This is a genomic window from Arthrobacter sp. EM1, from assembly GCF_029964055.1.
Lineage (GTDB): Bacteria > Actinomycetota > Actinomycetes > Actinomycetales > Micrococcaceae > Arthrobacter.
In genome coordinates, this window is sequence record NZ_CP124836.1 from 2,412,016 (window position 1) to 2,437,930 (window position 25,915).

Below are 25,915 nucleotides of genomic sequence, written 5' to 3' on the forward strand. Positions count from 1 at the left end.
CCGAGGGGCTCAACACTGAGGATCTGAACGAGGAACGCGCGGCCGAGTTCCAATCTGCCCGGCGAAACGCTGGCCGGAGCGGGAGCCCAGGTCCCCGTGCTCTGGTTCCGCTGATGAGCTACCTGCGGGAGTCGGGCGCCGTCCCCGTAAGAGCGCCTTTGGTGACACCGTTGGGTGCGCTTCTGGGCTCGTACCGGTCGTGGATGATCCAGGAGCGGGGGCTGGCGCTGACCACTGTGCTTCGTTATGAGAACACTGCCCGGCGCTTCCTTCAGGAGTCTTCTGTCGGTGGCGTGTTCGCTCCGGAGGCTCTGACCGGGGCGGACATCAATGCGTTCCTGCTGCGGGAATTCGCCCGGGTGTCTGCGGGGTCGGCGAAGGGACGGGTGGCCGAGCTGCGTTCGATCCTGCGCTTCCTCTATCTGCATGACATGACCGGGTTGAGTCTGGGTGCGTCGGTTCCTGCGGTGGGTGGATGGCGCTTCGCGGCTCTGCCCCCTGCCGGGTTGTCCGCGGCGGACGTGCAGCTTTTGCTCGACAGCGTTGACCGCAGCACGCTGGTTGGGGTCAGGGACTTCGCGATCGTGATGCTGGTGTCGCGGTTGGGGTTACGGTCCGTCGAGGTCGCACGCATGGAATTGCGGGACGTGGACTGGCGGTCCGGGGAACTCATGGTCCGGGGCAAAGCGCGCAGGCAAGACCGGTTGCCGTTGCCGGCCGAGGTCGGCGAAGCGCTGGTAGCCTACCTCTGCTCTGGTCGGAATCCTGCGGATGCCGTCCATGTATTCCTGACCTGCCGGGCACCCCGCGGGCCGATCCGCGCTGATCTGGTTGGCGATGTTGTCGAGCGGGCCTGCAAACGTGCAGGCCTGCCCGACGTCGGACCGCACGGGCTGAGGCACGCCCTGGCCGGTGAACTCCTCCGCCAGGGCGCCGGCCTGATGGCGATCAGCCAGGTCCTGCGCCATCAGGATCTGGCCACGACCGCCCTCTATGCCAAGGTTGATTTGGTCGCGCTGCGCCAGGTGGCCCAGCCGTGGCCGGGGCTTCTGCGGTGAGTGCGTTGGAGCAGGATCTCGCGGGTTACCTGCAACTGCGTCGTTCGCTCGGACACGAAATGGCCGAGGCCCGTTGGTTGCTGCCAGGCTTCGTGGCTTTTCTGGACACCCGCGGAGCGTCCACGGTGACCATAGAAGCGGCACTGGACTGGGCGCAGCAATCCCCGACAGGCCAGCCGACGACCGTGGGGCCGCGACGGATGACGGCAGCCCGCGGGTTCGCCCGCTACCTGACCGGCATTTACCCCGGCACGGAGATCCCGCCGCTGGGTCTGATGCCGCACCGGCAAAGATGGCGCCGACCGTTCATCTACTCCACAGCCGACATCGAGGCACTGATGAACCACGCCCGCGTCTTGATCCGATCGCCGCTGCGGGCCGCGACCTACGAGACCCTGGTTGGCCTGCTGGCAGCGGGTGGTCTGCGGATCGGCGAGGCAATCAAGCTTGACCGCAGCGACATCGACTGGACCGGGAGCGTGCTGCTGATCCGCGAATCCAAATTCGGCAAATCCCGGCTGGTTCCACTCCACAGCACTGCCATGGAAGCACTGAGCGCCTACGCCCAACTCCGCGACGAGCTCGAACCCCGACCGAAGGAGCCAAGCTTCTTCGTGTCCCAGACGCACAAACGCCTCTGCTACGCGGCCGTATGCCCGACATTCCGGCATCTGGTCGATGCCGCCGGTATCGGGACCGGGGCACCCTCGGCTCCGCGGCTTCACGATCTCCGGCACACGTTCGCGGTCCGAACCCTGCTCGGCTGGTATCGCACCGGCGAGGACGTGCAGGCGAAACTCCCATGGCTATCGACCTACCTCGGCCACCGCGAACCGGCATCCACCTACTGGTATCTTTCGGCTGCGCCGGAACTGCTCGCCCTGGCCGCGGCACGCCAGAATACCGGCTGGACGGCGGTGCGATCATGACGCTGATCGCACCCACACTGCAGATGTTCTTCACCGACCGGCTCACCCAACAGCGCCAAGCCAGCCCGCGGACCATCGCCGCCTACCGCGACGCCCTGAAGCTGCTCCTGGAGTTCATCCACGCACGGACCGGCAAGTCGCCATCACAACTGGACTGGGACGACCTGAACGCGACCACAATCTCAGGATTCCTTACCCACTTGGAGAATGAACGGCACAACAGCGTCAGAACCCGCAACGTCCGCCTGACAGCCATCCGCTCACTTTTCTCCTACGCCGCGTTGCGTCATCCCGAGCATGCGCTGCTGATCCAGCGTGTCCTCGCCATCCCGCCGAAGCGGTTCGACAAGCGCACAGTGACATTCCTGACCGCACCCGAGATCGACGCCCTCGTCGCGGCCCCGGACCAGTCCAGATGGGAAGGACGGCGCGACAGGGCCCTGATGCTCCTCGCCATCCAGACCGGACTGCGGGTCTCCGAACTCACAGGCCTGAACTGCACCGATGTCACGCTGGGCGCCGGCGCGAACGTCCGATGCGAAGGCAAAGGACGCAAACAACGCGCCGTTCCAATCACCACTCCCGTCGAAGGACTGCTGCGTTCCTGGCTGGCCGAACGAGCCGGAAAACCCCACGAGCCAGTGTTCCCGACCCGCACCGGGCGGCGGCTCAGCCGCGACGCCGTCGCGCTGCGGGTCAGCACCCACGCAGCGACCGCTGCCCGAACATGTCCGTCGCTATCGGGCAAGAAAATCCACCCTCACGTGTTTCGTCACAGCTGCGCGATGACCTTGCTCCAAGCCGGGGTCGACACCTCGGTGATCGCCCTCTGGCTCGGCCACGCCGGAGTCCGTTCCACCGACGCCTACGTCCACGCCGACATCACCATCAAGGAGAAAGCCCTCGCCCTCACCACCCCGGCATCCGCCAGCCCTGGCCGATACCACCCACCCGACAAGATCCTCGCGTTCCTCGAGAGCCTGTAACTATGCCGACCCGCGACCGGCCCGGACCCCGCACACCAGCCCGACCTGGCGGACACCTCGGCATAGTCGCGGGCTCGGCATAGACCGATCTATGCGGACATCCGCATAGATCGACGAAGTAGGCTATATCCCGTTTGACCAGGACGCCGCGAACCTGTTCTTCCAGCTGGTCTCCAGCCGCTACGAACACGCCTCCATGATCCTGACGTCCAATCTCCCGTTCGCCCGCTGGGGCGATGTCTTCGGAGACCTGACCATCGCCTCGGCGATGATCGACCGGATCGTCCACCACGCCGACGTCATCAGCCTCAAAGGCAACAGCTACCGGCTCAAAAAACACCAACCCGACGCCAGTACGGCACAATAGAACCACAACCCCGTGGCCCTGTTTTCAAATGGCACTAATGGCCCTGTTTTGGGTTGGCGTTAACAGGATCTCCCTGCTCACAGTAGACGGACTCCGCCCGAGCTCCATGGCAATGGCACGGATGCTACGCCGAGCATTCAAGAGGTCCGCGATCGTGATCCGTTCCGACTCGGAGAGAAACCGGGCGGAGATCACGGCTGGCCTCTGATGGGAGATGGGAGCGTACTTCTTGACGTCTCCGGACTTCAGAACGACCGTGTGGCCGTGCCGCCATCGAGTGCCGGAACTACGACTGATTCCAACGATCCGGCACGCTTCGGAATTACCCATTCCCTGCTTCATCAGCTGATCATAGTGAGCCCGTGCCGCGTTCTTCGGAGGGGCACCCCGGGACTTGCTTGGTCTCTTCATCTCTCCCAATTGCAACTCCTAAAAGCTCAGGTGTTGCAACGACCACTAGACGCCAAGCCGTCACAATGGCTCAGTTTTCGACCATCACCGACACGCGGTCCTCAATCTCGGGTGGACGCTCGGAAATCATGACCATCGGGTCCACGAACCTGGAGGTGCGCTGTTCCCCGCTCTGGTGGTGCTTCCGGCGGGTCCGACCCGTGCGCAGCGCGGCCTGTATTTCGCGTTTGAGTCCGCCTCTCGCCTGGACGTAGAGGGCTTGATAAATCGTCTCTGGACTCACACGCATCTCCGGTTGGTTGGGGAACTTTTCGACTAGGGTGTGGCTGATCTGCTCCGGAGACCAGCGTATGAGCAGCTTGACCTTCACGTAGTCGCGCAGGTCCAACTCGCCAGCAAGGTTGGCCGAGTTGGGTCGTGCCCGCCGGGCAGCGGCTTTCCGATGCGCCCCGTGTGGCAAATAGCCCATCAGGGCATCGGCATTTCGGCCCAGCTCGCGGCTGGTCGTTGAAGCCGATCGGCCCAGCGCGCGGGCGATCGCCCTCAGCGACGAACCCGAGGCTTTCAGGTCCCGAATCATCTCCCGCTCCTGCACGCTGAGGAACCGCAGATCGAGGAGCTTCTCGAGTGCCGATACAGATGTCGGAGGGGCGAATGCCGTTCCAGTCGTAGCGGCCGGAGAAGTCAGAGTGGTCACACCACGTTTGTAATCGACCACCCGACCATCCGGGTAAATGCGTCGGCCATTGGACTTACGGAACCCGTAAACCCACTCCTCGGCGGTCCTGGGATGCACTCCGGCAGCCTTTGCCGCCATCCGCCGGCTCACACCAGTCTTACGCAACAGAAAGTATTCATCCCGTCCCCGGTAGGGGCGCGCCCCCGATTTGCCAAGGCTCTTCAGCCCGGCCTTGCGGACCCATCCGGCGCAGATGGCCGCGTTTAGTCCGAGCTCCATGGCTGTCTCCGGGGTGCTCCTGAGCCGGTCGAACACGACGAAGAACTCAGCCCCCTGCTCCGGTGTGTAATTCCTCGGGCCGACAGGTTCTTTCGTTAAAGACGACACGGTCGTTGCAACTCCCAAAAGCTCTGGGTGTTGCAACGACCGCTAGAACCCAAGATTCACAGGTGGTGGCCTTTTGCCTCCGCAGTCTCTGTTACCGGGCGCTCAGGTTGACCGCGATTCCTGCCCGTTTGTGGTGGGTATGGGCAGTTGAGCGGATAAAGTTCACAGCCCGTCGTGAAGTATCGGCGATCTGGTAGTCCGCAGGGACTGCTGGTGGGCCATCCGTCTCAAACTGATCGAGGACGATCGCGATGGCGTCGACTATGGCATCGGCCTTCACGCCGGTCGTTATGATAGCGGCAGTATCGAGCGATTCCGGCCGTTCAATCGAATCCCGCAAAGTGACAGCGGGGAAACCGAGCAGCGAAGATTCCTCGCTGATGGTGCCGCTGTCCGAAAGGACGAGTCTCGCGTCCTTCTGAAGCCGCACGTAATCGTTGAAGCCGAACGGCGGGTGGAAGCGCAGGCCGCTCTTGAGCTCTTCCGGCTGATCTTCCAGTCGCTTCCGAGTCCTGGGGTGCGTCGATACGAGAACAGGGAGCTTGTACTGCTCGCTCACAGCCTGAAGCGCCTTCAGGATCTCAGCCAGGCGCTCAGGATTGTCTACGTTTTCTTCCCGGTGAACGCTGACCATGAAGTACCCGCCCGCGGTCAGCGACTCCTTCTCCAGAATATCGCTCGCCGCGATCGCATCGGCGTTGCCCTGGAGCACTTCCTTCATAGGGGATCCGGTAAGCAGAATGCGGGACGGGCTAAGGCCCTCAGAGAGCAGGTTCCGCCGAGCATGTTCGGTATAGACGAGGTTATAGTCCGCCACGTGGTCCACCAGACGGCGGTTCGTCTCCTCGGGAACGTTTTCATCGAAGCATCGGTTGCCTGCTTCCATGTGGTAAACCGGGATTTTCAGGCGCTTAGCCATCAAGGCGGAGATACAGCTGTTAGTGTCCCCCAGGACGAGCATGGCGTCGGGTTTCTCCAGCAGGAGGACTTGTTCCGTCTTGGCCAAAATTGATCCCAAGACCGCCCCGAGGGACGTCGTGTCGGCGGCCAGGAAATGATCAGGCTTGCGAAGTCCCAGGTCTTCGAAGAAGACTTCATTCAACTCGTAGTCGTAGTTCTGGCCGGTGTGCACCAGCACATGGTCCGTGCTTCTGTCGAGACGTCGAATTGTGGCGGCAAGGCGAATGATTTCGGGCCTTGTGCCAACAATGGTTAGAACTTTTAGCCTACGGCCAGCGTCGGTCATACTTCCTCCGGGAAAGTGTCGGGAGAGGTCGGATCGAAGATTTCGTTGATCCAGAACATCGTGTATAGCGTATCGGATCCAGTATTCGTGATGTTGTGCGACCACATCGTTGGCATGTCTATGGCGACAGGCTTCCGACCATCGACCTGGTAGCTGACGACTTCATCAGTGAAAAGCTTCCGCATGGAGATTTCTGCGGTTCCAGACAACACGGCAAATCGTTCAACCTTGCGCCGGTGGTAGTGCTGCCCCCGGGTTACGCCCGGAGCCGTCGTCGAAAACGATGACTGTCCCTCGCCTCCGCGGTTGCGCACAATTTCGAAGAAGGCCCCCCTTGCGTCTTCATGCCGGTCCAGCGATACCGGGAGCCGCTCGCCCACGAGGAATGAGCGGTAGGTGTTAAACATGTCGCGTTTAAAGGGGTCGGATATGTCGGGAATCGTTCCGGTGGAATACTGCGCCGCGGTCTCCTCGATCAAGGCAGCAACCTCGCTGACCAGCCTTGTCGTGGCGAGTCCAAGCACGTCCTCCGGCTCGTGAAGACCGAGGAGGACCTCCGCGGCTGTTTGAACGTGGAGCAGTACCAGTTCCTTGTCGTCGTTAACCTTCAAGGGCTCGCCATTGGCCGCGAGGTGGCAGAACGTAGCAACCACGGAGTTGTAGAAGGGAAGCCCGTGTTCGCCGAAAAGATTGGGCAACTTGACGTCAACGAATCGGGCACCAATCTTCTCCGCCGCCTTTTCCAGAATACGTCCCGCTTGCTCCTTGCCCCGCCCGTACGATGAACCGTTTCCCGACTGGATGGAATTGGCATAAACGACGGTGGAGGGTTTCCGATTCGATGATTCAAGGGCCCGCGCTAGTTGTTCCGCGAACAACTCGTTGCCCCGCCTGACAGCGTCGTCATCACCACGGTTGACTCCCGCCACGTGAACCACCATGGCCGCATCCTCGACTGCGGCGACAGCATCTTCGGCATGGAACTTATCACCCAAAGCTATCGGTTCCACCGCCATGCCCAGGGAATGGGCGAGGACCCTCGTGTGCCATCCCAAGAAGCCGTTGCTACCGGTTATTGCGATCGTCACTGATATTCCTTCCGACGTCGAGTTCATCATTGCCCGCAGGCAGTCAATTTGAATAGTCTGGCCTGTCCCTCGGAATCCACGAGCTTGGCAACGCCATCGGTCACCAGGTCATCGAGACCACGGTAGCCGTGATCCCATCCACGAATTTCCTGGTGGCCGAAATCCAGTACGTAGCCGATCTGAAGGCGCCGGATCACAGGGCAAACCGTGGGATCGGAGTTCGCTTCGTTCAGTCCGTCGAAGATCTTCGTCGCGTCGGATGGAACTTCTCCCAGCAAGTGCAACTGCAGGAGTTTCCGCCCCGAGAAGGCATAGGCCAGAGCGCTGCCGTTCCAGGGGTTGCCCACCATTGTTGCCCCGGCGGGCACCTCGGCTGGGAGTCTCTGGATCAGTGCCAGCTCATCGGGCGAAACCAAGGGCGCATCCTCAGTCAGTCGATATCCGGGAGTTGCGGCTGACTGCGCTTCCCGGACGTTTGCCTGCTGTGTGCCAAAGCCGAGAAGTCCGGTCACGACTGCGCCTACGATCACCAGGGCGAAACCCCTCAGCGCGGCCCGCCGCGATTCAGGCCGGATTGTGGTTATGACCGGCCGTCCGACGACCATCGGCACGATCCACTTGTCCCAGCACCGGACCGCCGCCACCGCCGCGAGCGGCAAAGTCACTAAAGGCAAAAGGGAGGCAAGACGGGGCGGATCATTGTACCAGACCCCCGTGAAGAAGGTCCGCACAGGCCCGAATTCCGCTGACGCCACAACGACGAACAGACTGGCCATCACGAGGTACATGCCGACCAGCCACAACTGCTTTTGCCGCAAGATTAGCGACACAACCCCGGCAACCGCCAGGATCATAACCACCCAGGAAACGGACCGGCCGATACCCGAGCTCGTGATCACCTCGCCGATCGCACGGCCCGTGCTCTCGAAGGGCTGCCAGGTTGCCGCGGCCTCCACTGGGCGTACGGCCTTCCATGCAACGACCAGCGCGCCCAGTCCCGCCGCCAACACCGCGACCATGCCGGCTAAGGCCAGCCATCGTTTCGGGCTGCGCACCCACAGCCGCAGGGCAGTGCGGAACCAGAGGTAGAGCAAGGGGGAAAGCAACAGGGCTAGAAGAGCCATCATGCTGCTCGGATGCGCCAGCGTCAAACCGGGCAGCGCCGCGAGGAATAGTAGCCAAACCACGGTCCTGGACTGCGGAAGCTGATAACCGAGTCCCAGGGCCTGAAGGGCCAGTCCAAGTGCCACCGGCAGGAGAGCGTTGCCCAGGAAATTTGGATACAGGACACCGAAGTCCAGAAGAAGCAGCGGAAAAGCACCGAAAGCAGCTGATAGCACACCTGCGGCGACGCTGACGACGACGCGGTTACCTAGAAGCGTGTGAGCGAGGAAGATGCAGCCCAAAGGCCAGACAACAGATCCCACGATCAGGTTAGTTACGTTTACCGCTACCGGGACGCTCGCGCCGGTTACGCCTGCAAGCAGCGAGACTATGTCGTGCCAGGCCGAGGGATAAAACGTCCCCCCCGTCATCGAACTGACCGTGAACGATGACCCCGATCCGGTGTCGAGGATGTACCGCACCGCGTTGAGGTGGAAGACGTTGTCGAACGTCTGGGAAAAAGACTCTGGGGTGCCGAACACGGCGAGGAGCCGTCGTCCGATAAGGAACGCTGCTGTGAGTATGGCAACGGTGTGACCGGCACCAGCGAGCCAATTAATGCGTCGCGGTTCGTTGACCGCTTCATTTTTTAACGCTAGCCGGGTTACCCCCAGCGCCACGACGGCGACGACAACTGTCACTATGGCGACCGGAACGAGCGACCAACGCAGCCCTAGGACCGGCGCCACGAGCGCGGCGACTGCTGCGATCGAAACGGTGACCGGCGCGGACACCGCGACCATCGCCACACCGCGGACTCTACTCGCCCATAAAACCAGGAGGCCTGGCACAAACAGGATTGCCAGTCCCGCGAGAACATGCGGGATTGTCGATGACCAGGACAAGAAATCCTCCAAAGCTTTTTCGTTCAACGGCAACGGAGTGCCCCTTGGCCAAGTCGTCGACCATCTCCAGAAATCTTACTCGACTCGCGGAGGAGCCAAGCACATCAGGAGCACAAGGCTCGGAGTCAGTGAAGCCGTCTGCGCGTGGGCCGTGACGCACCTGTCCCGCGGCACGAGCCGAATCGGGCGGCCCGTGGCGCATGTCAGCACGTTAGGAGGACCGAAGCAGGGCGACCGCCTCTTGGATGGGGCCGTCAAAGGTAACCTCACCGTGCCGGAGCACGATACCGCGTTCACAGATGCGCGACACCAGGTCGAGGTCGTGGCTAACCACCACGAGCGTTTTGCCCAGACGTGCCAGTTCCTGAATTTTGGCAATGCATTTCCGCTGAAACGGTTCGTCTCCGACTGCCAGAATCTCGTCGATCAAAAAGACTTCAGGGTCGGTGTGGACGGCTACCGAAAAGGCCAGCCGGAGGTACATGCCCGAGGAATAGAACTTGACTTCGGTGTCGATGAACTGCCCGATTTCGGAGAATTCGATAATCGAGTCGAAGCGATCCTTGATTTCCGGCTCGGTCATCCCAAGGATGGCAGCGTTCAGGTAGACGTTGTCCCGACCCGTAAGGTCCGGGTGAAAACCGGCGCCGACCTCAATCAAACCGGCGACGCGGCCCCGCGTCCGCACGGTCCCCGAGTCCGGGAGCATGACCCCCGAGATGTGCTTGAGCAGCGTAGACTTGCCTGAGCCGTTGAAGCCTAGGAGGGCCACGCTCTCACCCTGCTGGATCGACAGCTCGACGTCCTTGAGCGCATGGAATCTCTCGGTCAGCTCCCCTTTGCGCCCTTTGAGCAGCCAAACCGCAGTCTCTTTGAGCGAGCGGGAGTGACGGAGCACAAATTGTTTATTGATCGCGTTGATCTCGATCGCGGTAAGTTCTTTATCGGGCAATTTCTGCATTTCTAGAGTTCCTGAGCAAATCGGCCTTCGAGGCGGCGGAAGGTCAGCTGTCCCGCCACGACGGTAAGCAGGCCCACGACCAGTCCGGCCGGCAGCCAAATGGTGAGCAAGTTGGGCGGCAGTTCGGCAGTGCCGTCGGTGGTAGGGAACCAGAAAGCGTAGTGGAAGGCCTCCACGGCGATGGTTATCGGGTTCATCTGGTAAACGAACGTAAGTGTTGGCCCCAACGCCGCGCGGACCTGAGTCCACGAGTAGAGGACCGGAGAGGCCCACGTTGCCACCATCAGAAGAAGATCGACGAGGTTTTCCGCGTCCCTGAAGTAGACGTTTGCTGCACCGAAAAGGAGTCCCAGCCCAATGGCAAGCAGCGCCACGAGCAAGAACGCCGGGATGGCTACAAGAATCTGCAGCATATTCGGCTGCCACCCCGTGAAGACACAAGCGATCAAGAGTACGAGAAGTTGAGGGAAGAAATGCACCGCAGCCACCCACACCGACGCTACCGGAAACAACTCCCGCGGTAGGTAGATCTTCTTGATCAGGCCGCCGTTGGCCACCATGGAACGGGATGCGTTCGACAGGGCTTCGGTGAAGAAGTTGATGAGGATGATTCCCGAAAACAGGTAGACCGCGTAGTTTTCGGTCCCCTTACTTTGTCCAAGGAAGATGCCAAGAGCGAAGTAGAAGACGCCGAACTGGATGCCGGGCTTGACGTAGGACCACAGAATACCCAATATCGATCCGCGGTACCGGACCGTTAGCTCCTTGGCGACCAGGAGCCGGAGAAGATACCTCCGTCGGTAAACATCTGCCAGTCCCGCACCAGCCCCAGCAAGCGAAAGCTCAGAACTCATTTGCCCGCACTGTCCCTGGCTGCCGCTTCGTTGATCGTAGACTCCCAGGCCCGTCCGGACGTGACCTCTCCGAGCTGGGTGCGGTACTGCAGTTGCAGTTCGTCCCAGTTCTGGCGCAGCTCCAGGTGCAGCAGAATGCTTTCCCTCAGCAGGGACCGCGCCTTTTTCGCGTCCCTCTTGTACCAGGAAGCTCCGCTCCCGTCCGCGTTGCTGACCACTGCGCTGTCCAGCTGAGAGAGCCGCCACCACTTGCTGTCCTGATGGGCTATAGCCGTCTCCGGGTTCTGCCCAGACATCTCCGAGGCAGGTACCGCAGTCTGTTTCACCAAGGTCTTTGCCAACCATGGGCCCAGGGCGTAGAGCTTAGGCGCAGAAGGCTCCTGTCCCTTGCGTGGCGGCTTGCGCCGCCGCGGTGGGGGAAAAGCTCCCGGATCCTTCTGCATCGAAGAATCCGCAAAGTCATTTTTCATCGCCCGCAACTCGGCGGCCCGCGTACCAATCGTGCGGTGCATGTGATCAGGGCCACTCAGCACATCACGGAGGGCCATTACCCGGGCCGAAGCAGCGTAGTACTGCATCGAGAAAATGTGTTTAACGTCCACTGCCAGGCTCTGTTTGAGGAGGTCTCCACCTTTACTGTATGGGGAGTGAATCAGTCCCGCGACGAGGCGGTTCCGGCTGTGGAAGTAAGCCTGCCAGTCCACAGAGTCATCCTTGTCAATCCAGGAAACATGCCAGACTGCCGTGCCGGGCATCGACACAGTCGGGTACCCCGCCGCCTTTGCCCGCAACCCATACTCCGCGTCATCCCACTTGATGAAGACGGGAAGCGACAAACCGATTTCCTTGATGACGCTGGTCGGAATCAGACACATCCACCAGCCGTTGAAGTCAACATCCCAGCGCCTGTGCATCCAGGGTGTGGCCCGGAGGTTCTGGGTGGCAAGGTTGTGTCGGTGGTAAAGTTCCCCGCTCGGTCCCCACAGGAACTTCCACATATTGACAGACTCGGCGTAAGCATGGAGTACTGAACGGTCGAACATGTCGAACATGTGGCCACCGACGATAGTCGGGACTCGGCAGAAGTCCGCAAAAGTGGCGGAACGAAGAATGCCCTCCGTCTCCACCACGACGTCGTCGTCCAGCAGGAGCACATAGTCTGCGGTATCCCCGTTGACGGTTTCAAGCATGTTCCGCGAGAACCCGCCGGAACCACCCAGGTTGGGCTGGTTGATGATCCTAAGTTGGGCACCCATGTCCGCGGCGATTTCGTCGAAATCGGCCTCGTCCTGGACCTTTTCGTTGCCCTGATCCACGACAATCATCTCGTGGAGGACCTCCCTAAGCGCCGGGTCCGCTGCAATAGCGGCAATAGTACGGCTGCAGTAGTCCGCCCGGTTGAAGGTCGTGACACCAATGTTCAGCCGACCTGCCGGCTTCCCGTTGTCCGGCACGGACCAGTCAGCCGAAACCAGCGTCATGCCTTCCGCGTCAGCGATGAGATCGAACCAGTACCAGCCACCATCACCGAACTGCGCCAGAGAGAGGTCATGCGTGTTAGTTGATTCTCCCGACACGCGGAACGACTCAACACGCTGGGTTACGCCCCGGGCGTTGGATCGGTACACCACGAGCGAGCCGGAACCGGAGGTCTGGACGCGCAGGCTGACGGTGAATACAGTGGTCCATTTGCGCCAGTACGCAGCCGGAAAGGCGTTGAAATATGATCCGAAGGACAACCGCTTTCCGGCGCGAACCCGAACTGACCTCCTGCCGAGCAGATCGTCGGGATGCAGGTCCGTCCCGACCGAGGTTACGTTGGCAGCCATAGCTGGCTTTTCGTCCGGCATGGGCGAGTTGGCTACGGCGTTGGAGTCCATGTAGAGGGGAAGGACGTCAAGGTCTTTGTCGGCGGGGAAAACGACGCGCTGAACCACTCGCAGGCCGAGGATTGATGCGGCTCCTTCCGACACCTGGGAATCTGCTCGAACAGACTCGCTGGCCGAAGTAGTCGGGTGAATCATGCGTCGACCCCTCCGCTTTCAATTTCGGTGCCGCCCTCAAAATGCGGGCGGATCTGGTTGTCAAACATGGTCAGTGCAGACCCGATGGCCATGTGCATATCCAGGTACTTGTAGGTACCGAGGCGTCCGCCGAACAAGACGTCCTTCTCGGCGGCCGCCAGATCGCGGTACTTGAGCAGTCGTTCGCGGTCCGCAGGAGTGTTGATCGGATAGTAGGGCTCGTCGCCCTTCTCCGCTGCGCGGGAGAACTCGCGCATAATGATGGTCTTTTCCGTCTGGTAGTCGCGCTCCGGATGGAAATGACGCGGCTCGATGATCCGGGTGTAGGGCACATCGGCGTCGTTGTAGTTGACCACCGACGTTCCCTGGAAATCTCCGACGTCGAGGATTTCTTCTTCGAAGTCGATAGTGCGCCAGGAGAGGTCACCCTCGGCGAAGTCGAAGTAGCGGTCGACCGGGCCCGTGTAAATGACCGGGATGGTGCCTACAACTTTGTTCTTGCTGTATTCGTGCGACTCGTCAAAGAAGTCGGTGTTGAGACGGACCTCGATATTCGGGTGCTCCGCCATTTTCTCGATCCACGCGGTGTAGCCGTTGGTCGGGAGACCCTCGTACTTGTCGTTGAAGTACCGGTTGTCGTAGTTGTAGCGAACCGGGAGCCGGGAAATGATGCCCGCGGGCAGGTCCTTGGGGTCCGTCTGCCACTGCTTGCCGGTGTAGTGCTTGATGAACGCCTCGTAAAGCGGGCGGCCGATCAGCTGGATGCCTTTATCGTTCAGGTTCTGCGGATCCGTACCGGCAAGTTCCCCGGCCTGTTCCTTGATCAGTTCCTGGGCCTCGCCAGGGGTCAGGTTGGCGCGGAAGAACTGGTTGATGGTCGCCAGGTTGATCGGCAGGGAGTAAACCTCGCCCTTGTGGACCCCATACACCTTGTGGACGTACTTGGTGAACGTGGTGAATCGGTTCACGTACTCCCAGACGCGCTCGTTGGAGGTGTGGAAGAGGTGCGCACCGTAGCGGTGCACCTCGATGCCGGTCTGCTCTTCTCTTTCGCTGTAGGCGTTGCCGCCGATGTGGTGCCGGCGGTCGATGACAACGACCTTCAAGCCCAGCTCAGTGGCGGCCTGTTCTGCGATTGTCAGGCCAAAGAAGCCTGACCCTACGATGACGAGGTCAGCGGTCACAAAATCTCCTGGTTCGAATGTGGGCAGCGCAACGTTTCGCATTGTCTGCTGCTCCAGCCTACCCGAGCCAGGGTGTGAACCCGCGAATCGCGGCCCGCGTCCAGGCCCGCGGACCGTCCTGTCGCGGGGCAGTTTTCCCTCCGTCGGCACCGCTTTCCACATAGCCGGATTCCCGCGTGCAGCAACGCCGCATCGCCGCCTACCGTGGGATCAAACGACACCCCGGGGAAAGGACCCAACCCGATGCTGCTGCATTGCACACTGGTTCCCGCCCCGGGGTCGGCACTGACCTCCGGACCTGCGGAACTGGCCATCGAACTGCCGGCTTCCTGCCCCGGCGCGGACCTCGAAGCGGCTATCTCCAGACGTTACGGGACCGGGGCGCTGACCGTGGACCGGGTGCCCGTGGCCGCTTTGACGCCCGGGAAAGTCCCCCTCGTTGCCGGTGCCATCCTGGTGGACGGCGCTGCGCCGCCCACGATTGTGGACCCGCCAACGCTCGTGCTGACCGTGCACAGTGGCCCGGGTGCGGGCCTGATCTTTCCGTTGCGGCGGGGGCGGTTCCGAATCGGTCGCAGCGGCACCGAGATCGTCATTCCGGACGCCGAGCTGTCCCGGGAACATGCCCGGCTGGACGTGACTGACTCCGCCGTCAGCCTCGTCGATCTCGGCAGCGCCAACGGGGTCCGCGTCGACGGACGGAAAGTACAGTCGGCGCCCGTCTCCACGGAGTCGGCGATCCGGTGCGGCGGTTCGTCGATGTCCCTGGTTTTCGGCGATTCCCTCGACGCCGGTATTCCGGCCTTTGCCGGGTCCGACATCTCAGCACCGTTGGTGCTCAGCAACCCCGCGGCGCACAGCAACAGGGCGGCCCTGCTGCTGTCAGCGGGCCTGCCCCTCTGCCTCGGAGTGGGCCTGGCCGTCCTCACCGGAATGTGGGTGTTCCTCGCTTTTACTGCCCTGTCAGCCGTGTCCATTCTGGTGCCCGTGTTTTCGGGCCGAAGGCAGCGCCGCGAACTGCGGGCCGCCGTGGCCGCCGCGGCGCGCCAGGACCGCGAACGACGGCGGCGAGCCGCGCCCTCCGCCGGCGAACTGTCGCTGGGGGCTCGTTTCCTTGCAGCGGATCGCGGGGTGTCATCCGCAATTGCCACAGGACCTGTCTGGTTGCGGCTCGGCCAGGCACCGCAACGCGCGAATATCGGTCTGGAACCACCGGATTCCGGATTCCAGCCACCGTTGCTCGGCCTGGTGCCTGTGACACTCAATCCAGCGACGAGGCTGACCACCGTGCGTGGCCCCGAAACCGCCGTGTCCGGACTGGTCAGATCCTGCCTGCTGCAACTTGCCAGCTACCCCGCAGCCGGGCGAACCAAAATCCTCATCCACGGCCCAACCGCCGCCCTTTATGCCGCACGCTTCCTGCCGTCAGTCGTGCTCTCCGCACAGGAGACATCCACGCTGGAAATCCTCGCAACCGGCCCGGGCCCGGGCTACGAGCGCGGGGTGCTGGTGATCGTCACGACAATGGGGCGGGACAGGCTGTGTTCGGCTGCGGCAGGCCACGGCTGGCAGGTTTTCCACTGCTCCGAAGGTCCTGCTGCTGCCGCCGCTGGTTCGGTCCTAGAGCTCACCGAGCGAACCGCCGTGCTTTCGTCCGGTCACTCCGCGGTGGAGTTCATTCCCGATCTTGTTCCAGCCGGCGTCTTCGACCGGGCCTGCCGCCGGATCGGCGGACAGAACCCTGAGCAGGCTCCGCCAAAAGGCCTTCCGGATGCCTGCTTCATGGCGGAGCTGATGCCAGCCTCAGCGGCGGAAATCTCCGCACGCTGGGCCGCCTCAGCACACGCCCCCGGACTTCCAGTGCTGGTCGGCGTCGGAACGTCCGGCCCACTGTGGCTGGACCTCCAGGCCGACGGCCCCCATTTCCTGGTGGCGGGGACCACCGGCTCGGGCAAATCCGAATTATTGCGGACCATGGCGGTCGGGTTGGTGGGCCATTACCCGCCCGATCGCGTCAACCTGCTGTTTATTGATTTCAAAGGCGGCTCCGGCCTGCGACCGTTGGCAGCCCTGACACACTGCGTCGGACTGCTCACGGATCTCGACCAGGGTGAAGTGGAGCGCACGCTCGTATCACTGCGGGCGGAAGTACGCCGCAGGGAAGAGCTCCTTGACTCGTACCGGGCTGCCGACCTCATCGCCTATGAATCGCTTCAACCCGCGGCGCCGCCGCTGCCCCATCTGGTGCTTATCATCGACGAATTCAGAATGCTGGTAGAGGAAGCCCCGGAAGCGCTGGCCGAGCTCCTGCGGGTAGCTGCAATCGGCCGCTCGCTTGGGATTCATCTCATCATGGCCACCCAGCGACCCCAGGGCGCCGTTTCCGCAGACATCCGTGCGAACGTGACCAGCCGTGTCGCCCTGCGGGTCCAATCCGAACTGGAGTCCCTCGACATCATCAATTCACGGCTGGCGGCAGCCATCCCGATTGCGCGGCCGGGACGCGCCTACCTGGTCCGCGGCAGCGAAGCGCCGGAAGAGTTTCAGACCGCCACGACCACGCCGCTCCCGTCCGAGGCTGCCGGCTGGCCAAGTGTGATGGAGGTCAGTGAATTCCTCAACCGCCCGGCGGTCGAACCGTGCGCCGCCCGCGCCGCATCTCCACCGTCCCTGGCCATAACCCACCTGACGGAAACAGTCCGGGCTGCCTGGGCGGCAATCGGCGGTGGGGAGCCGCGCCGTCCGGTGGCAACACCGCTCCCCGGTAAAGTGCCGTTTCCGACGGATGGCAGCCGCGGCCGGATCCGGCTGGGGTTGTTGGACCTTCCCAGGGAACAACGAGTGGCAGAGTTCGACTGGCATCCGGGCACCCACGGCCACCTCGGACTGATCCCGGGACTCAATGGAGGTGCCGACACCGTCCTGGAGCTCATTGTGAATCAGCTGCTTGGCTGCGATGACGAATCCCACATGTATCTCCTGGATGCCACAGGTTCATTCAGCGCCATGTCCACCGCCGCTAGAGTGGGCGCAGTTGTCGGGCTGCACGAACTCCGGCGGGCCGCGCGGGTCCTCGAACGCGTCTCGGAAGAAATGACACGAAGGCTGGGCCTTGCCCAGCCGGCGGACCTGCCTGTCCTCGTCCTCGTCCTGTGCGGTTGGGGGTCCTGGGTGTCGGCGTTTCGGGCCGGACCCCTGGCCTGGGCCGAAGACCTGGTCCACAACATCGTCCGGGATGGTGCCCGCGCCGGGATTGCGGTGCTCGCGGCGGGGGAACGCGAGCTCGTGACCGCACGGTTCTTCGCCGCCGTGCCCAACCGGATTTTCCTGCCTGCCGGTTCGACCGAGGAAGCGCGGCTCGGTTGGCCCCGGCTGCCCGCCGGCGGGACGGCCGGAGATCGAGTGGTCGTTTTTGGACCAATGTCTGTCTCCCCTTCTCCTTCCGGGCACGTGGGACAACTCTTCGGGCCCCGCCCGCCGGCAGTCGGCGGCGAGGCCTGTCTCTCGCGAATCCGGCCGTTCCGCATCGAGCCCCTTCCATCACGGGTCACGGTCAGCGAAGTCCACGCGCGGTCCGGTCCAGTAAGTGCGGGCAGCAGCGAGGCAACGCCCCGCCCGGGCCCGCCTGCCTCGAACGGGCAGCTTTGCCTCGGCGTCCAGGGCGACGAACTCTGCGCTGTGGGAATCCCGTTACCTCCGGGCGCAGTCCTAGCGGTCCTCGGTGGGCACCTGTCGGGGAAGAGCTCGCTTCTATCGGCCCTTCCCGGGCTCAACCCGGCAGCCACTTGGCTCCGGCCCCCGTCGGCGACGGATCTGGAGGAGTACTGGGCAGGCACGTACGACTCCGCGCTCGCCGGGGTGCTGGACCCTGCGGCGGTCCTGCTGGCGGACGACCTCGACCTGCAGTCAGCTGAAACCAATCGCCGGCTGGTCCTGTTGAACAACCTGGGCTGGCGCGTGGTCCTGACGGCAGGCTTTAGCCCCGCCATTCGGCAACGGGTACCACTGGCCCAGAATGCCGCGGGCTACGGAAGGGGCGTCCTGCTCGCCCCGCGGTCGGTGCTGGACGGAGACTTGTTCGGAGTCAGGTTCGATCTGGAGCCCAGCCCTCCCCCGGGCCGCGCGGTCCTGATTTCGGAAGGTCGGGCCCGGGCGGTGCAGTTGGCGTTCGATCCTGCAGCAGACAGCAGCAGGGATCAGACGGGACCTGGCTAGAGGGCCGGCGGAGCCCCGCCTGCCCGTGATGCGAACACGATGACTCGCTTGTCAAACAGCAAAATAATGGCGGTAACCGCAGGCACCAGCAGGGCCAAGCCCGCCAGGGGATAGCCGCCGGACATCGTGGGAAAGCCGATGGTGAGCGCAAAAAGCTGGGCCACCAGCGCACCCGATCGCGGCCACCGGTACCCGCGGAACAGGAACGTGGACACGGCCACAAGCCAGGCAGCGAAGACCAACAGCAGCCCCAGCGTGAAGACTGCACCCCAGAAGGAGAGCACCGGGGCTCCGGTAACTAACTGGCTTCCGTACCAGATGGCGGCAACCAGCAGCGCGGTCGCTTCCAGCGCCACGATGACAGCAATGACCAGGATTCCTGCCGGCCGGCCGCGAACGCTGCCGGCGGGCCCGCCGGAAGGGCTTCCCGCAGGGCCGTTCCCGCGGTCAGCGGCAGGTTCGGAGGGGTTTTCAGAGGCTCTTGACACACTGGCACAGTACCGGACATAGTCGACTGGACGTGAGGGCCCGGCCGCACATTGTGATGCATCGCTCACGAGGGCGCGGCATTTTGCATGCTAGTACCCCTTGTTTACGCAGCGTTAACATGACACGCTTAATTCAGATGATCGAGGGGGCCCCACCGGGCCCCTTTCTTATGAAGCCTCTAGTGAATAATTTCACAAAGGCAAAACTGACTGCCCAGGAAATGGAGTGACTGATCAGCATGGATTGGCGTAACCGCGCAGCGTGCCTTGACAAGGACCCGGAGCTTTTCTTCCCCGTAGGAAACACCGGCCCTGCCCTCCTGCAGATCGAGGAAGCCAAAAGTGTTTGCCGTCGATGCCCCGTCGTTGACACGTGCCTTCAGTGGGCCCTCGAATCCGGGCAGGACGCCGGCGTCTGGGGCGGCATGAGCGAAGACGAGCGACGTGCCCTCAAGCGGCGCGCGGCTCGTGCCCGCCGCGCCTCCTGACACCAGCTGCTGGCCGCCGGTAGAACCGGCACCCAGCCTTTACAGGCAGGAACAAGAAATGGCCGCAGACTCACGTCTGCGGCCATTGCTCGTTAACCGCCATGGTCCCGCCCCCGGCGTCCGCTCTGGCCGACGGGCTAGGACGTGGCCAGACTCAAGACGATCTCGACTGCCGTCCCGCCGCTGTCACGGGCCTTCCACTGGATACTGCCGCCCAGTTCGCTCGTCACCAGGGTACGGACGATCTGCAGACCGAGGCCCTCCACATAGGGTGTAGCGGGGATGCCGACGCCGTCGTCCGCTACCGTGACGGTGAGCAGCTCCTCGCCGTCCTCGCCCTCGGAGCGGTCCGCCATTAGCCAGACCGTTCCGGTCCTGCCCTCCAGCCCATGTTCAACGGCGTTGGTCACCAACTCGTTGATCACTAAGGCCAGCGGCGTCGCAAAGTCGCTCGGCAGCTCACCAAACAGTCCCGAGCGTGCTGTCTTCACCTGCTGCGACGGCGACGCCACCTCAGCCGAGAGCCTGAACTGGCGTCCGATAAGTTCGTCGAAGTCGACGCTCTGGGTCAGGCCCTGGGACAGCGTCTCATGCACGAGGGCGATCGTGGCCACTCGCCGCATCGCCTGCTCAAGCCCCTGCTTTGCCTCATCGCTGACCATGCGCCGCGACTGCATCCGCAGCAGCGCGGCAACGGTCTGCAGGTTGTTCTTCACCCGGTGGTGGATCTCCCGAATCGTGGCGTCTTTCGTCACGAGCTCCATCTCGCGGCGCCGCAGTTCGCTGACGTCGCGGCAGAGCACGAGGGCGCCGAAGCGCCGCTGTTCATCCCGCAGCGGAATCGCCCGCAAGGACAGACTGACCCCGCGGGACTCGATTTCACTGCGCCACGGCATACGCCCTGTGACGACCAGCGGAAGGGTTTCATCCACCAGACGACGGTCCTTCAGCAAACCTGCGGTTACCTCGGCCAGGCTCCTGCCCTCAAGTGACTCGCCGTCTCCCAGCCGTCGGAATGCGGACACCCCGTTGGGGCTCGCGTACTGGACGATGCCCTCGGCGTCGAGCCTGATCAGACCGTCCCCAACGCGCGGCGCCCCGCGGCGCGAACCGGTGGGCGAGGCGAAATCGGGCCACAGCCCCAGTGTTCCCATCCGCAACAGATCGTAAGCGCATTGCCGGTAAGTCAGCTCCAGCCGCGACGGCATGCGGGAGCTGGAGAGATCCATGTGGGTGGTGACGATGGCAAGGGTCCGGCCGTTGCGGACCATTGGCACGGCCTCGACCCGAAGAGCCGTATCGCTGCTCCAGTTGGTCTCGTTGGAGCGCTCGATAGTCCGGCTCTCCCACGCCTTCTCAACGAGGGGCAACAGGTCCGAACGGATCCCCTCCCCCACGAAATCGGCGTGGAACACCGTATGCGTGGTGGAGGGGCGGACGTGCGCCAGTGCCACGTAGCCGAACTCGGGATGCGGAAACCACAGCGCCAGGTCAGCGAACGCCAAGTCGGCGACCATCTGCCAGTCCCCGACGAGCAGGTGGAGCCACTCGGCATCCCCCGGCCCGAAATCAGCATGCTCCCTGATAGGGTCCGTAAAGATTGCCACAGCACCTCCATAGTCGAACGCCGGCGGCTGCCTAGCGTCGAACGATTGACCTCAAGAGCCTCAATGCTACCGACAGTGAAGCCATGTCATCGGCCTCAAGCGCGTTCACTTCATCAAACATGCTCTTCGCCCGGCTCAGCTGCTCCGCATTCTGGTTCTCCCAGGCCACAAGCCGCTCCTCTGCCGGTACACCCCGCGGCGTTGCCTCCAGCACGGCCGTCGTCATATCCGAAACGGTCGAGTACAGGTCGTCGCGCAGGGCCGCCCGGGCCAGAGCCTGCCAGCGGTCCCGCCGGGGCAGCTTGGTGATTCGCTCAAGCAGGGAATCGGCGTGGAAGTGGTTGAACAGGGCGTAGTAGACATGCGCGATGTCCTCTACCGGTTCCGGGCTGGCGTGGACGATCTTGGCGATGTCGAGCAGCACAAAGCTTTCGAACAGTTCGGCCCACCGATGGGCCAGTTGCTCCGGCAGGCCCCACGCGCGGGCCGTCTCCAGCCATTCGGCCACCCGGTCACGGTCACCGCCGCGCAGGTAGTCCAGCAGGCGCGCACGCATCGGATCCATCAGCGGCTTGAACTCGGCCACGGTCTCGGCAATTGGCCGGGAGCCGTTGCTTTGGCTCAGGACCCACCGCACGGCCCGGTCCAGAAGCCTGCGGATATCCAAATGGACGGTGCTCCAGTGCTCCGTCGGGAAAGAAGCGGGCAACGCATTGAGCTCCCCGACCATAACGTCCAGTTCATAGACTTCACGGAGGGCCAGGAAGGCCTTGGCAACAGCGGCCTCGGACGCGGAGGTTTCTTCCATGGCACGGAAGGCAAAGGTGATGCCGCCCATGTTAATCATGTCGTTCGCCACCACTGTCGCGATGATTTCCCGGCGCAGCGGATGGGTGTCCAGCTCCGCATCGAACCTCTCACGCAACTGCTTCGGGAAATAAGCACGCAGGGTTGACCGGAACCACGGGTCCTCGGAGAGGTCGCTGTCCCGGAGCGCCGAGGCAAGCTCGATTTTGGCGTAGGCCGCCAGGACGGACAGCTCCGGTGAGGTCAGTCCCTGGCCCTGTTCGAGCCGCTCGCGCAACGTCTCCGTTGTCGGCAGCGCCTCCAGATCACGCTTGAGGTCGGCCGACTTCTCCAGCCAGTCCATCAGGCGTTCGTAGCTGGGGCTCCATTCGGAGACCCGCATCCGGTCATTGAGCAGCAGGATGTTCTGGTCGATATTGTCCTCAAGGACGAGCCGGCCGACTTCGTCGGTCATCGAGGCCAGGAACTCCGATCGCTCCGCAGGATCCAGCTTCCCGGCGGCAACCATCCGGTCCACGAAGATCTTGATGTTCACCTCGTGGTCGGAGCAGTCCACCCCGGCAGAGTTGTCGATCGCATCGCTGTTCAGGATGACGCCCTGCAGGGCGGCCTCGATGCGGCCGCGCTGGGTCATGCCCAGGTTGCCGCCCTCACCGACCACCTTCACGCGCAGTTCACGGCCATCGACGCGGATGGAGTCGTTGGCTTTGTCACCGACCTCGGCATTGGTTTCCGTAGCGGCCTTGACATAGGTGCCGATCCCGCCGTTATAGAGCAGGTCGGCCGGGGCGAGCAGGATCGCTCGCAGCAGTTCGGGCGGGCTGAGCCTGGTCGTCCCGTCGGGAAGCCCCAGTGCGGAACGGACCTGGGCCGAGACCGCGATCGACTTCGCCTGGCGGGCAAAAACTCCGCCACCTTCGCTGATCAGCGTTTTGTTGTAGTCGTCCCAGGATGAACGGGGCAGCTCAAAAAGACGCTGGCGCTCGGCGAAGGAGACGGCCTCGTCCGGGGTCGGATCGAGGAAAATGTGCCGGTGGTCAAAGGCCGCGAGCAGCCGGATATGCTTCGACAAGAGCATACCGTTGCCGAACACGTCCCCTGACATGTCGCCGACACCGACGACCGTGAACGGCTCGGACTGGGTGTCCAGGTCCAGCTCGCTGAAGTGCCGCTTAACGGATTCCCAGGCACCCCGGGCGGTGATGCCCATCGCCTTGTGGTCGTAGCCGACCGATCCGCCGGAGGCGAAAGCGTCACCAAGCCAGTACCCGTACTCCGCGGCGAGGCCGTTGGCGATGTCGGAGAATGACGCAGTTCCCTTGTCAGCTGCAACAACAAGGTAGGAATCGTCGTCGTCATGGCGTACGACGTCGGCCGGCGGCACCAGCTGCTCGCCGGCTGTTGTTGTCACGAGGTTGTCCGTGATGTCCAAGAGACCGCGGATAAACGTCTTGTAGCTTGCGATGCCCTCCGCCATCCACGCGCTGCGGTCCGCCGCGGGGTCGGGGAGCTGTTTAGCGTAGAACCCGCCTTTGGCGCCGGTGGGCACGATCACTGCGTTTTTGACCGTTTGGGCCTTGACCAGTCCAAGGATCTCGGTGCGGAAATCCTCCCGGCGGTCCGACCAGCGCAGGCCGCCGCGGGCCACCTTGCCGAATCGCAGGTGGACGCCCTCGACCCGGGGCGAGTAGACCCAGATCTCGAACATGGGAGTCGGGAACGGCAGGCCTTCAATTGCTGACGGGTTCAGCTTGAAGCTCAGGTGGGCCTTGTTCTGGTAGTAGTTGGTCCGCAGGGTCGCCTGGATCAGGTTCTTGAAGGTCCGCAGCACACGGTCGGCGTCGAGGGTTGCGACCCGCTCGATCGCAGCATCCAATCCGGCGATGACCTCGTCCTGCCTGCTGCGGCGTTCGTCCTCACCCAACGAAGGATCGAAACGGGCTTCGAACAGTGCACTGAGCCCGCGGTTGACGTCGGGGTTTGCCAGCAGCGTATCGGCCAGGAATCCGTAAGAGTTGGTGTTGCCCATCTGCCGCATGTACTTGGCGTACGCGCGCAGGACAACCACCTGGCGCCAGCGCATCCCTTCGCGCAGCACCAGCCGGTCGAAGCTGTCCGATTCCACGGCACCGGACACGGCAGCAGAGAAGGCCTCCGCGAGCAACTCCCCCGTTTCCAGGGGGTCAACCCCGGCGGGGTACTTCAGGCCCAAGTCATACAGGAAGAAGTCACGGTGGTCCGCCGTCTCGATTTCGAACGGACGCTCGTCCAGGACCTCCAGGCCCAGGTTGTGGAAATACGGCAGGATTTGGCTCAGGCTTTTGGGCTCGAGCATGTAGAGCTTGACGCGGGCGTCCTCTTCAAGGGTCGCGCCGGCACCGTCAGGGAGATAGACGTGGACGCCGGGCTGTTCTTGGACTTCGTGCGCGCTGTCCTGGGCTCCGGCCCCGTACTTCTCGAAGCGGGCAATGTCCTCCAGGGCATCCTCCACCTCGTAGTCGACCCGGTAGCTCGCCGGGAAGGCCTCGGCCCACACAGCGGCGAGCTCCTTGGCACCGTCCTCCTTGAGGCCCCCGTCGGCGCGGGTGTGCAGGACCTCGGAGATGCCTTCGCTCCACGAACGGGCCGCGCGGACCAGCCTCTTTTCGAGATCGTCGCTATTGACGGTGCTGACATCAGAGTTTTTCGGGAGCCTGATCCGGAAGAAGAGCCGCGCCAGCGCGGACTCAGTCATCCGCGCCTCGAAATCGATGGAGACCGCATCGAAAGTGTCGCGCAGCTCCTTTTCGATGCGCAGGCGGACGTTCGTGGTGTACCTGTCGCGCGGAAGGTACACGAGTGCGGACATAAAGCGACCGTAGAGGTCCGGCCGCAGGAACAGCCGGGTGCGGCGTCGTTCCTGCAATCGCTGGATGCCCGTGGCAATGGCCGCCAGGTCGGGTATTTCGATCTGGAAAAGCTCGTCGCGGGGGTACGTTTCGAGGATGCCCAGGAGGTCCTTGCCGGAGTGTGAATCCGGCGGGAAGCCGGCATCGCTAAGTACTGCGGCGACCTTCTCGCGCACCACCGGGATATCACGCACGGACCCCGCATAGGCAGTGGTGGCAAACAGCCCGATGAAGCGGCGTTCCCCGTTGACGTTGCCGGCAGCATCGAAGCTCTTGACGCCGATGTAGTCCAGGTAGGCGGAGCGGTGGACCGTGGAGCGCGAGTTGGCCTTGGTGATAACAAGTGCGCGCTTTTCGCGGGCCTTCTTCCGGCCCGTCTCCGTGAGGTGCTGAATCTGGTGCGGAGTCTCTGCCCCGCTGCGCAGCAGCCCAAGGCCGCTTTCTTCCCGGGGTTCCAGGACGTCCTCACCGGATTCGTTCGTGAGGTCGTATTCGCGGTACCCGAGGAAGGTGAAATTGCCGTCATCCAGCCAGCGGAGCAGCGCCTGGGCCTGGCGGAGTTCGGCGATCTGCGCGTCACCAGGGAGCGTATCCAGGTCGTCGGCGATCTGGAGGGCCCGGTTCCGCATCTTCGGCCAGTCCTCGACGGCGGCGCGGACATCGGCGAGCACCCGCCCGATTCCCGCTGTCAGCGCTGCGCGTTTTTCCTCGTCCACGGGGTCAATTTCGACGGCGATCCATGATTCCATGTGGGAGGCGTTATCCCCCTGGGCGATGAGGTGCGAAAGGTTGGGCATCGCTGCGGTGTCGCCGCTGGAAATGCCCAGGTGCGAGGGGACCCGTGAGACTTTGACGAGTTCGCCGCTTTCCCGGTTGCGGGTCACAACGAACAGCGGGTGAATCACGAGTCGGATGGGGGCGTTCTGCCGGACGAGTTCTGCGTTCACCGAATCAACCAGGAACGGCATATCGTCGGTGACGATGTAGACAACACTGCGGTCAGCTTCATCGGCGATGGTGATGTTGGCGGTGCCCGGGAGCCGTTTGGCCGCCGTCTGGCGGTGCATCGCCGCCCGTTCCGAGAGCAATGCCTCAGGATAAGCCAAGGCATCTTCTTCGGCGAGGTGCTCGTAGTAGTCCCTCAGGTAGCCTGCCCCGGCACCGATCGAAACGGGTTGATCCTCCACGCTGGACCCAGACGACATCGACAAACGCCTCCATCAGAAAAGTTCATGGCCG

General features: G+C 63.0%; 17 protein-coding genes and 1 pseudogene. 6 read left to right on the forward strand and 12 right to left on the reverse strand.

Translation table 11 applies throughout. The features are described 5' to 3' along the window. Window positions 1-203: 203 nt before the first annotated feature. From QI450_RS11165 to QI450_RS11180, 4 genes and pseudogenes are all read left to right on the forward strand, one after another. On the forward strand, window positions 204-1,058 hold the full coding sequence (locus tag QI450_RS11165) for a tyrosine-type recombinase/integrase (protein ID WP_226774388.1): 855 nt from the start codon (window positions 204-206) through the stop codon (window positions 1,056-1,058). Further along, the gene (locus tag QI450_RS11170; protein ID WP_282468011.1) at window positions 1,055-1,987 is read left to right on the forward strand and encodes a tyrosine-type recombinase/integrase; all 933 of its coding nucleotides are present in this window, start codon (window positions 1,055-1,057) and stop codon (window positions 1,985-1,987) included. The genes QI450_RS11165 and QI450_RS11170 overlap by 4 nt, the downstream gene beginning before the upstream one ends. After that, a complete protein-coding gene (locus QI450_RS11175; protein WP_282361121.1) occupies window positions 1,984-2,973 on the forward strand; it encodes a tyrosine-type recombinase/integrase in 990 nt (329 codons plus the stop codon). Before QI450_RS11170 ends, QI450_RS11175 begins: the two co-directional genes overlap by 4 nt. Window positions 2,974-3,082: 109 nt before the next feature. Further along, window positions 3,083-3,340 (forward strand): annotated as a pseudogene (locus QI450_RS11180) (ATP-binding protein); the annotation flags it as partial. 24 nt (window positions 3,341-3,364) lie between these two features. On the opposite strand, the gene QI450_RS18115 reads toward QI450_RS11180, so the two are convergent. The 9 genes from QI450_RS18115 to glf form a co-directional block, all read right to left on the reverse strand. Further along, entirely contained in the window at window positions 3,365-3,751 is a 387-nt protein-coding gene (locus tag QI450_RS18115; protein WP_348994537.1) for a helix-turn-helix domain-containing protein, read from the reverse strand. 70 nt (window positions 3,752-3,821) lie between these two features. Then, window positions 3,822-4,817 (reverse strand): helix-turn-helix domain-containing protein, encoded by a 996-nt coding sequence (locus tag QI450_RS11185; RefSeq protein ID WP_226775784.1) that lies wholly within the window; start codon window positions 4,815-4,817, stop codon window positions 3,822-3,824. 91 nt (window positions 4,818-4,908) lie between these two features. Continuing rightward, window positions 4,909-6,063, reverse strand: coding sequence for a UDP-N-acetylglucosamine 2-epimerase (non-hydrolyzing) (wecB, locus tag QI450_RS11190; protein ID WP_226775783.1), 1,155 nt, complete (start codon window positions 6,061-6,063; stop codon window positions 4,909-4,911). Beyond that, entirely contained in the window at window positions 6,060-7,151 is a 1,092-nt protein-coding gene (locus QI450_RS11195; protein ID WP_226775782.1) for a capsular biosynthesis protein, read from the reverse strand. Before QI450_RS11195 ends, wecB begins: the two co-directional genes overlap by 4 nt. Window positions 7,152-7,177: 26 nt before the next feature. Further along, window positions 7,178-9,193, reverse strand: coding sequence for a DUF6541 family protein (locus QI450_RS11200; RefSeq protein WP_348994515.1), 2,016 nt, complete (start codon window positions 9,191-9,193; stop codon window positions 7,178-7,180). A gap of 178 nt (window positions 9,194-9,371) precedes the next feature. Continuing rightward, a complete protein-coding gene (locus tag QI450_RS11205; RefSeq protein ID WP_226775781.1) occupies window positions 9,372-10,121 on the reverse strand; it encodes an ABC transporter ATP-binding protein in 750 nt (249 codons plus the stop codon). A 2-nt stretch (window positions 10,122-10,123) separates the two neighbouring features. Beyond that, a complete protein-coding gene (locus QI450_RS11210; RefSeq protein WP_226775780.1) occupies window positions 10,124-10,975 on the reverse strand; it encodes an ABC transporter permease in 852 nt (283 codons plus the stop codon). After that, window positions 10,972-12,948 (reverse strand): glycosyltransferase, encoded by a 1,977-nt coding sequence (locus QI450_RS11215; protein WP_282468012.1) that lies wholly within the window; start codon window positions 12,946-12,948, stop codon window positions 10,972-10,974. Before QI450_RS11215 ends, QI450_RS11210 begins: the two co-directional genes overlap by 4 nt. A gap of 47 nt (window positions 12,949-12,995) precedes the next feature. Continuing rightward, window positions 12,996-14,183 carry a UDP-galactopyranose mutase gene (glf, locus tag QI450_RS11220; RefSeq protein WP_226775778.1) on the reverse strand — a complete coding sequence of 396 codons (1,188 nt, stop codon included), beginning with the start codon at window positions 14,181-14,183 and terminating at the stop codon, window positions 12,996-12,998. Between the two features lie 243 nt (window positions 14,184-14,426). Between glf and QI450_RS11225 the strand changes: the two genes are divergently transcribed. Continuing rightward, entirely contained in the window at window positions 14,427-18,398 is a 3,972-nt protein-coding gene (locus QI450_RS11225; protein ID WP_226775777.1) for an FtsK/SpoIIIE domain-containing protein, read from the forward strand. Here the strand turns inward: QI450_RS11225 and QI450_RS11230 are convergent. Then, window positions 18,395-18,775, reverse strand: coding sequence for a hypothetical protein (locus QI450_RS11230; protein WP_226775786.1), 381 nt, complete (start codon window positions 18,773-18,775; stop codon window positions 18,395-18,397). The genes QI450_RS11225 and QI450_RS11230 overlap by 4 nt on opposite strands. Before the next feature lie 350 nt (window positions 18,776-19,125). Between QI450_RS11230 and QI450_RS11235 the strand changes: the two genes are divergently transcribed. Further along, window positions 19,126-19,374, forward strand: coding sequence for a WhiB family transcriptional regulator (locus QI450_RS11235; protein WP_003804966.1), 249 nt, complete (start codon window positions 19,126-19,128; stop codon window positions 19,372-19,374). Between the two features lie 137 nt (window positions 19,375-19,511). On the opposite strand, the gene QI450_RS11240 is transcribed toward QI450_RS11235, so the two are convergent. Together QI450_RS11240 and QI450_RS11245 are read right to left on the reverse strand one after the other, a co-directional pair. After that, on the reverse strand, window positions 19,512-20,981 hold the full coding sequence (locus QI450_RS11240; protein ID WP_226775776.1) for a PAS domain-containing sensor histidine kinase: 1,470 nt from the start codon (window positions 20,979-20,981) through the stop codon (window positions 19,512-19,514). A 31-nt stretch (window positions 20,982-21,012) separates the two neighbouring features. Continuing rightward, on the reverse strand, window positions 21,013-25,881 hold the full coding sequence (locus tag QI450_RS11245; protein WP_226775775.1) for an NAD-glutamate dehydrogenase: 4,869 nt from the start codon (window positions 25,879-25,881) through the stop codon (window positions 21,013-21,015). Between the last annotated feature and the right edge of the window lie 34 nt (window positions 25,882-25,915).

Bases quoted from the DNA above. Each gene is read 5' to 3' on its own strand.
- QI450_RS11245 (WP_226775775.1), bottom strand. From the start codon at position 25,881: ATGTCGTCTGGGTCCAGCGTGGAGGATCAACCCGTTTCGATCGGTGCC.
- QI450_RS18115 (WP_348994537.1), bottom strand. From the start codon at position 3,751: ATGAAGAGACCAAGCAAGTCCCGGGGTGCCCCTCCGAAGAACGCGGCA.
- QI450_RS11165 (WP_226774388.1), top strand. From the start codon at position 204: ATGATCCAGGAGCGGGGGCTGGCGCTGACCACTGTGCTTCGTTATGAG.
- wecB (WP_226775783.1), bottom strand. From the start codon at position 6,063: ATGACCGACGCTGGCCGTAGGCTAAAAGTTCTAACCATTGTTGGCACA.
- QI450_RS11210 (WP_226775780.1), bottom strand. From the start codon at position 10,975: ATGAGTTCTGAGCTTTCGCTTGCTGGGGCTGGTGCGGGACTGGCAGAT.
- QI450_RS11175 (WP_282361121.1), top strand. From the start codon at position 1,984: ATGACGCTGATCGCACCCACACTGCAGATGTTCTTCACCGACCGGCTC.
- QI450_RS11235 (WP_003804966.1), top strand. From the start codon at position 19,126: ATGGATTGGCGTAACCGCGCAGCGTGCCTTGACAAGGACCCGGAGCTT.
- QI450_RS11205 (WP_226775781.1), bottom strand. From the start codon at position 10,121: ATGCAGAAATTGCCCGATAAAGAACTTACCGCGATCGAGATCAACGCG.
- QI450_RS11225 (WP_226775777.1), top strand. From the start codon at position 14,427: ATGCTGCTGCATTGCACACTGGTTCCCGCCCCGGGGTCGGCACTGACC.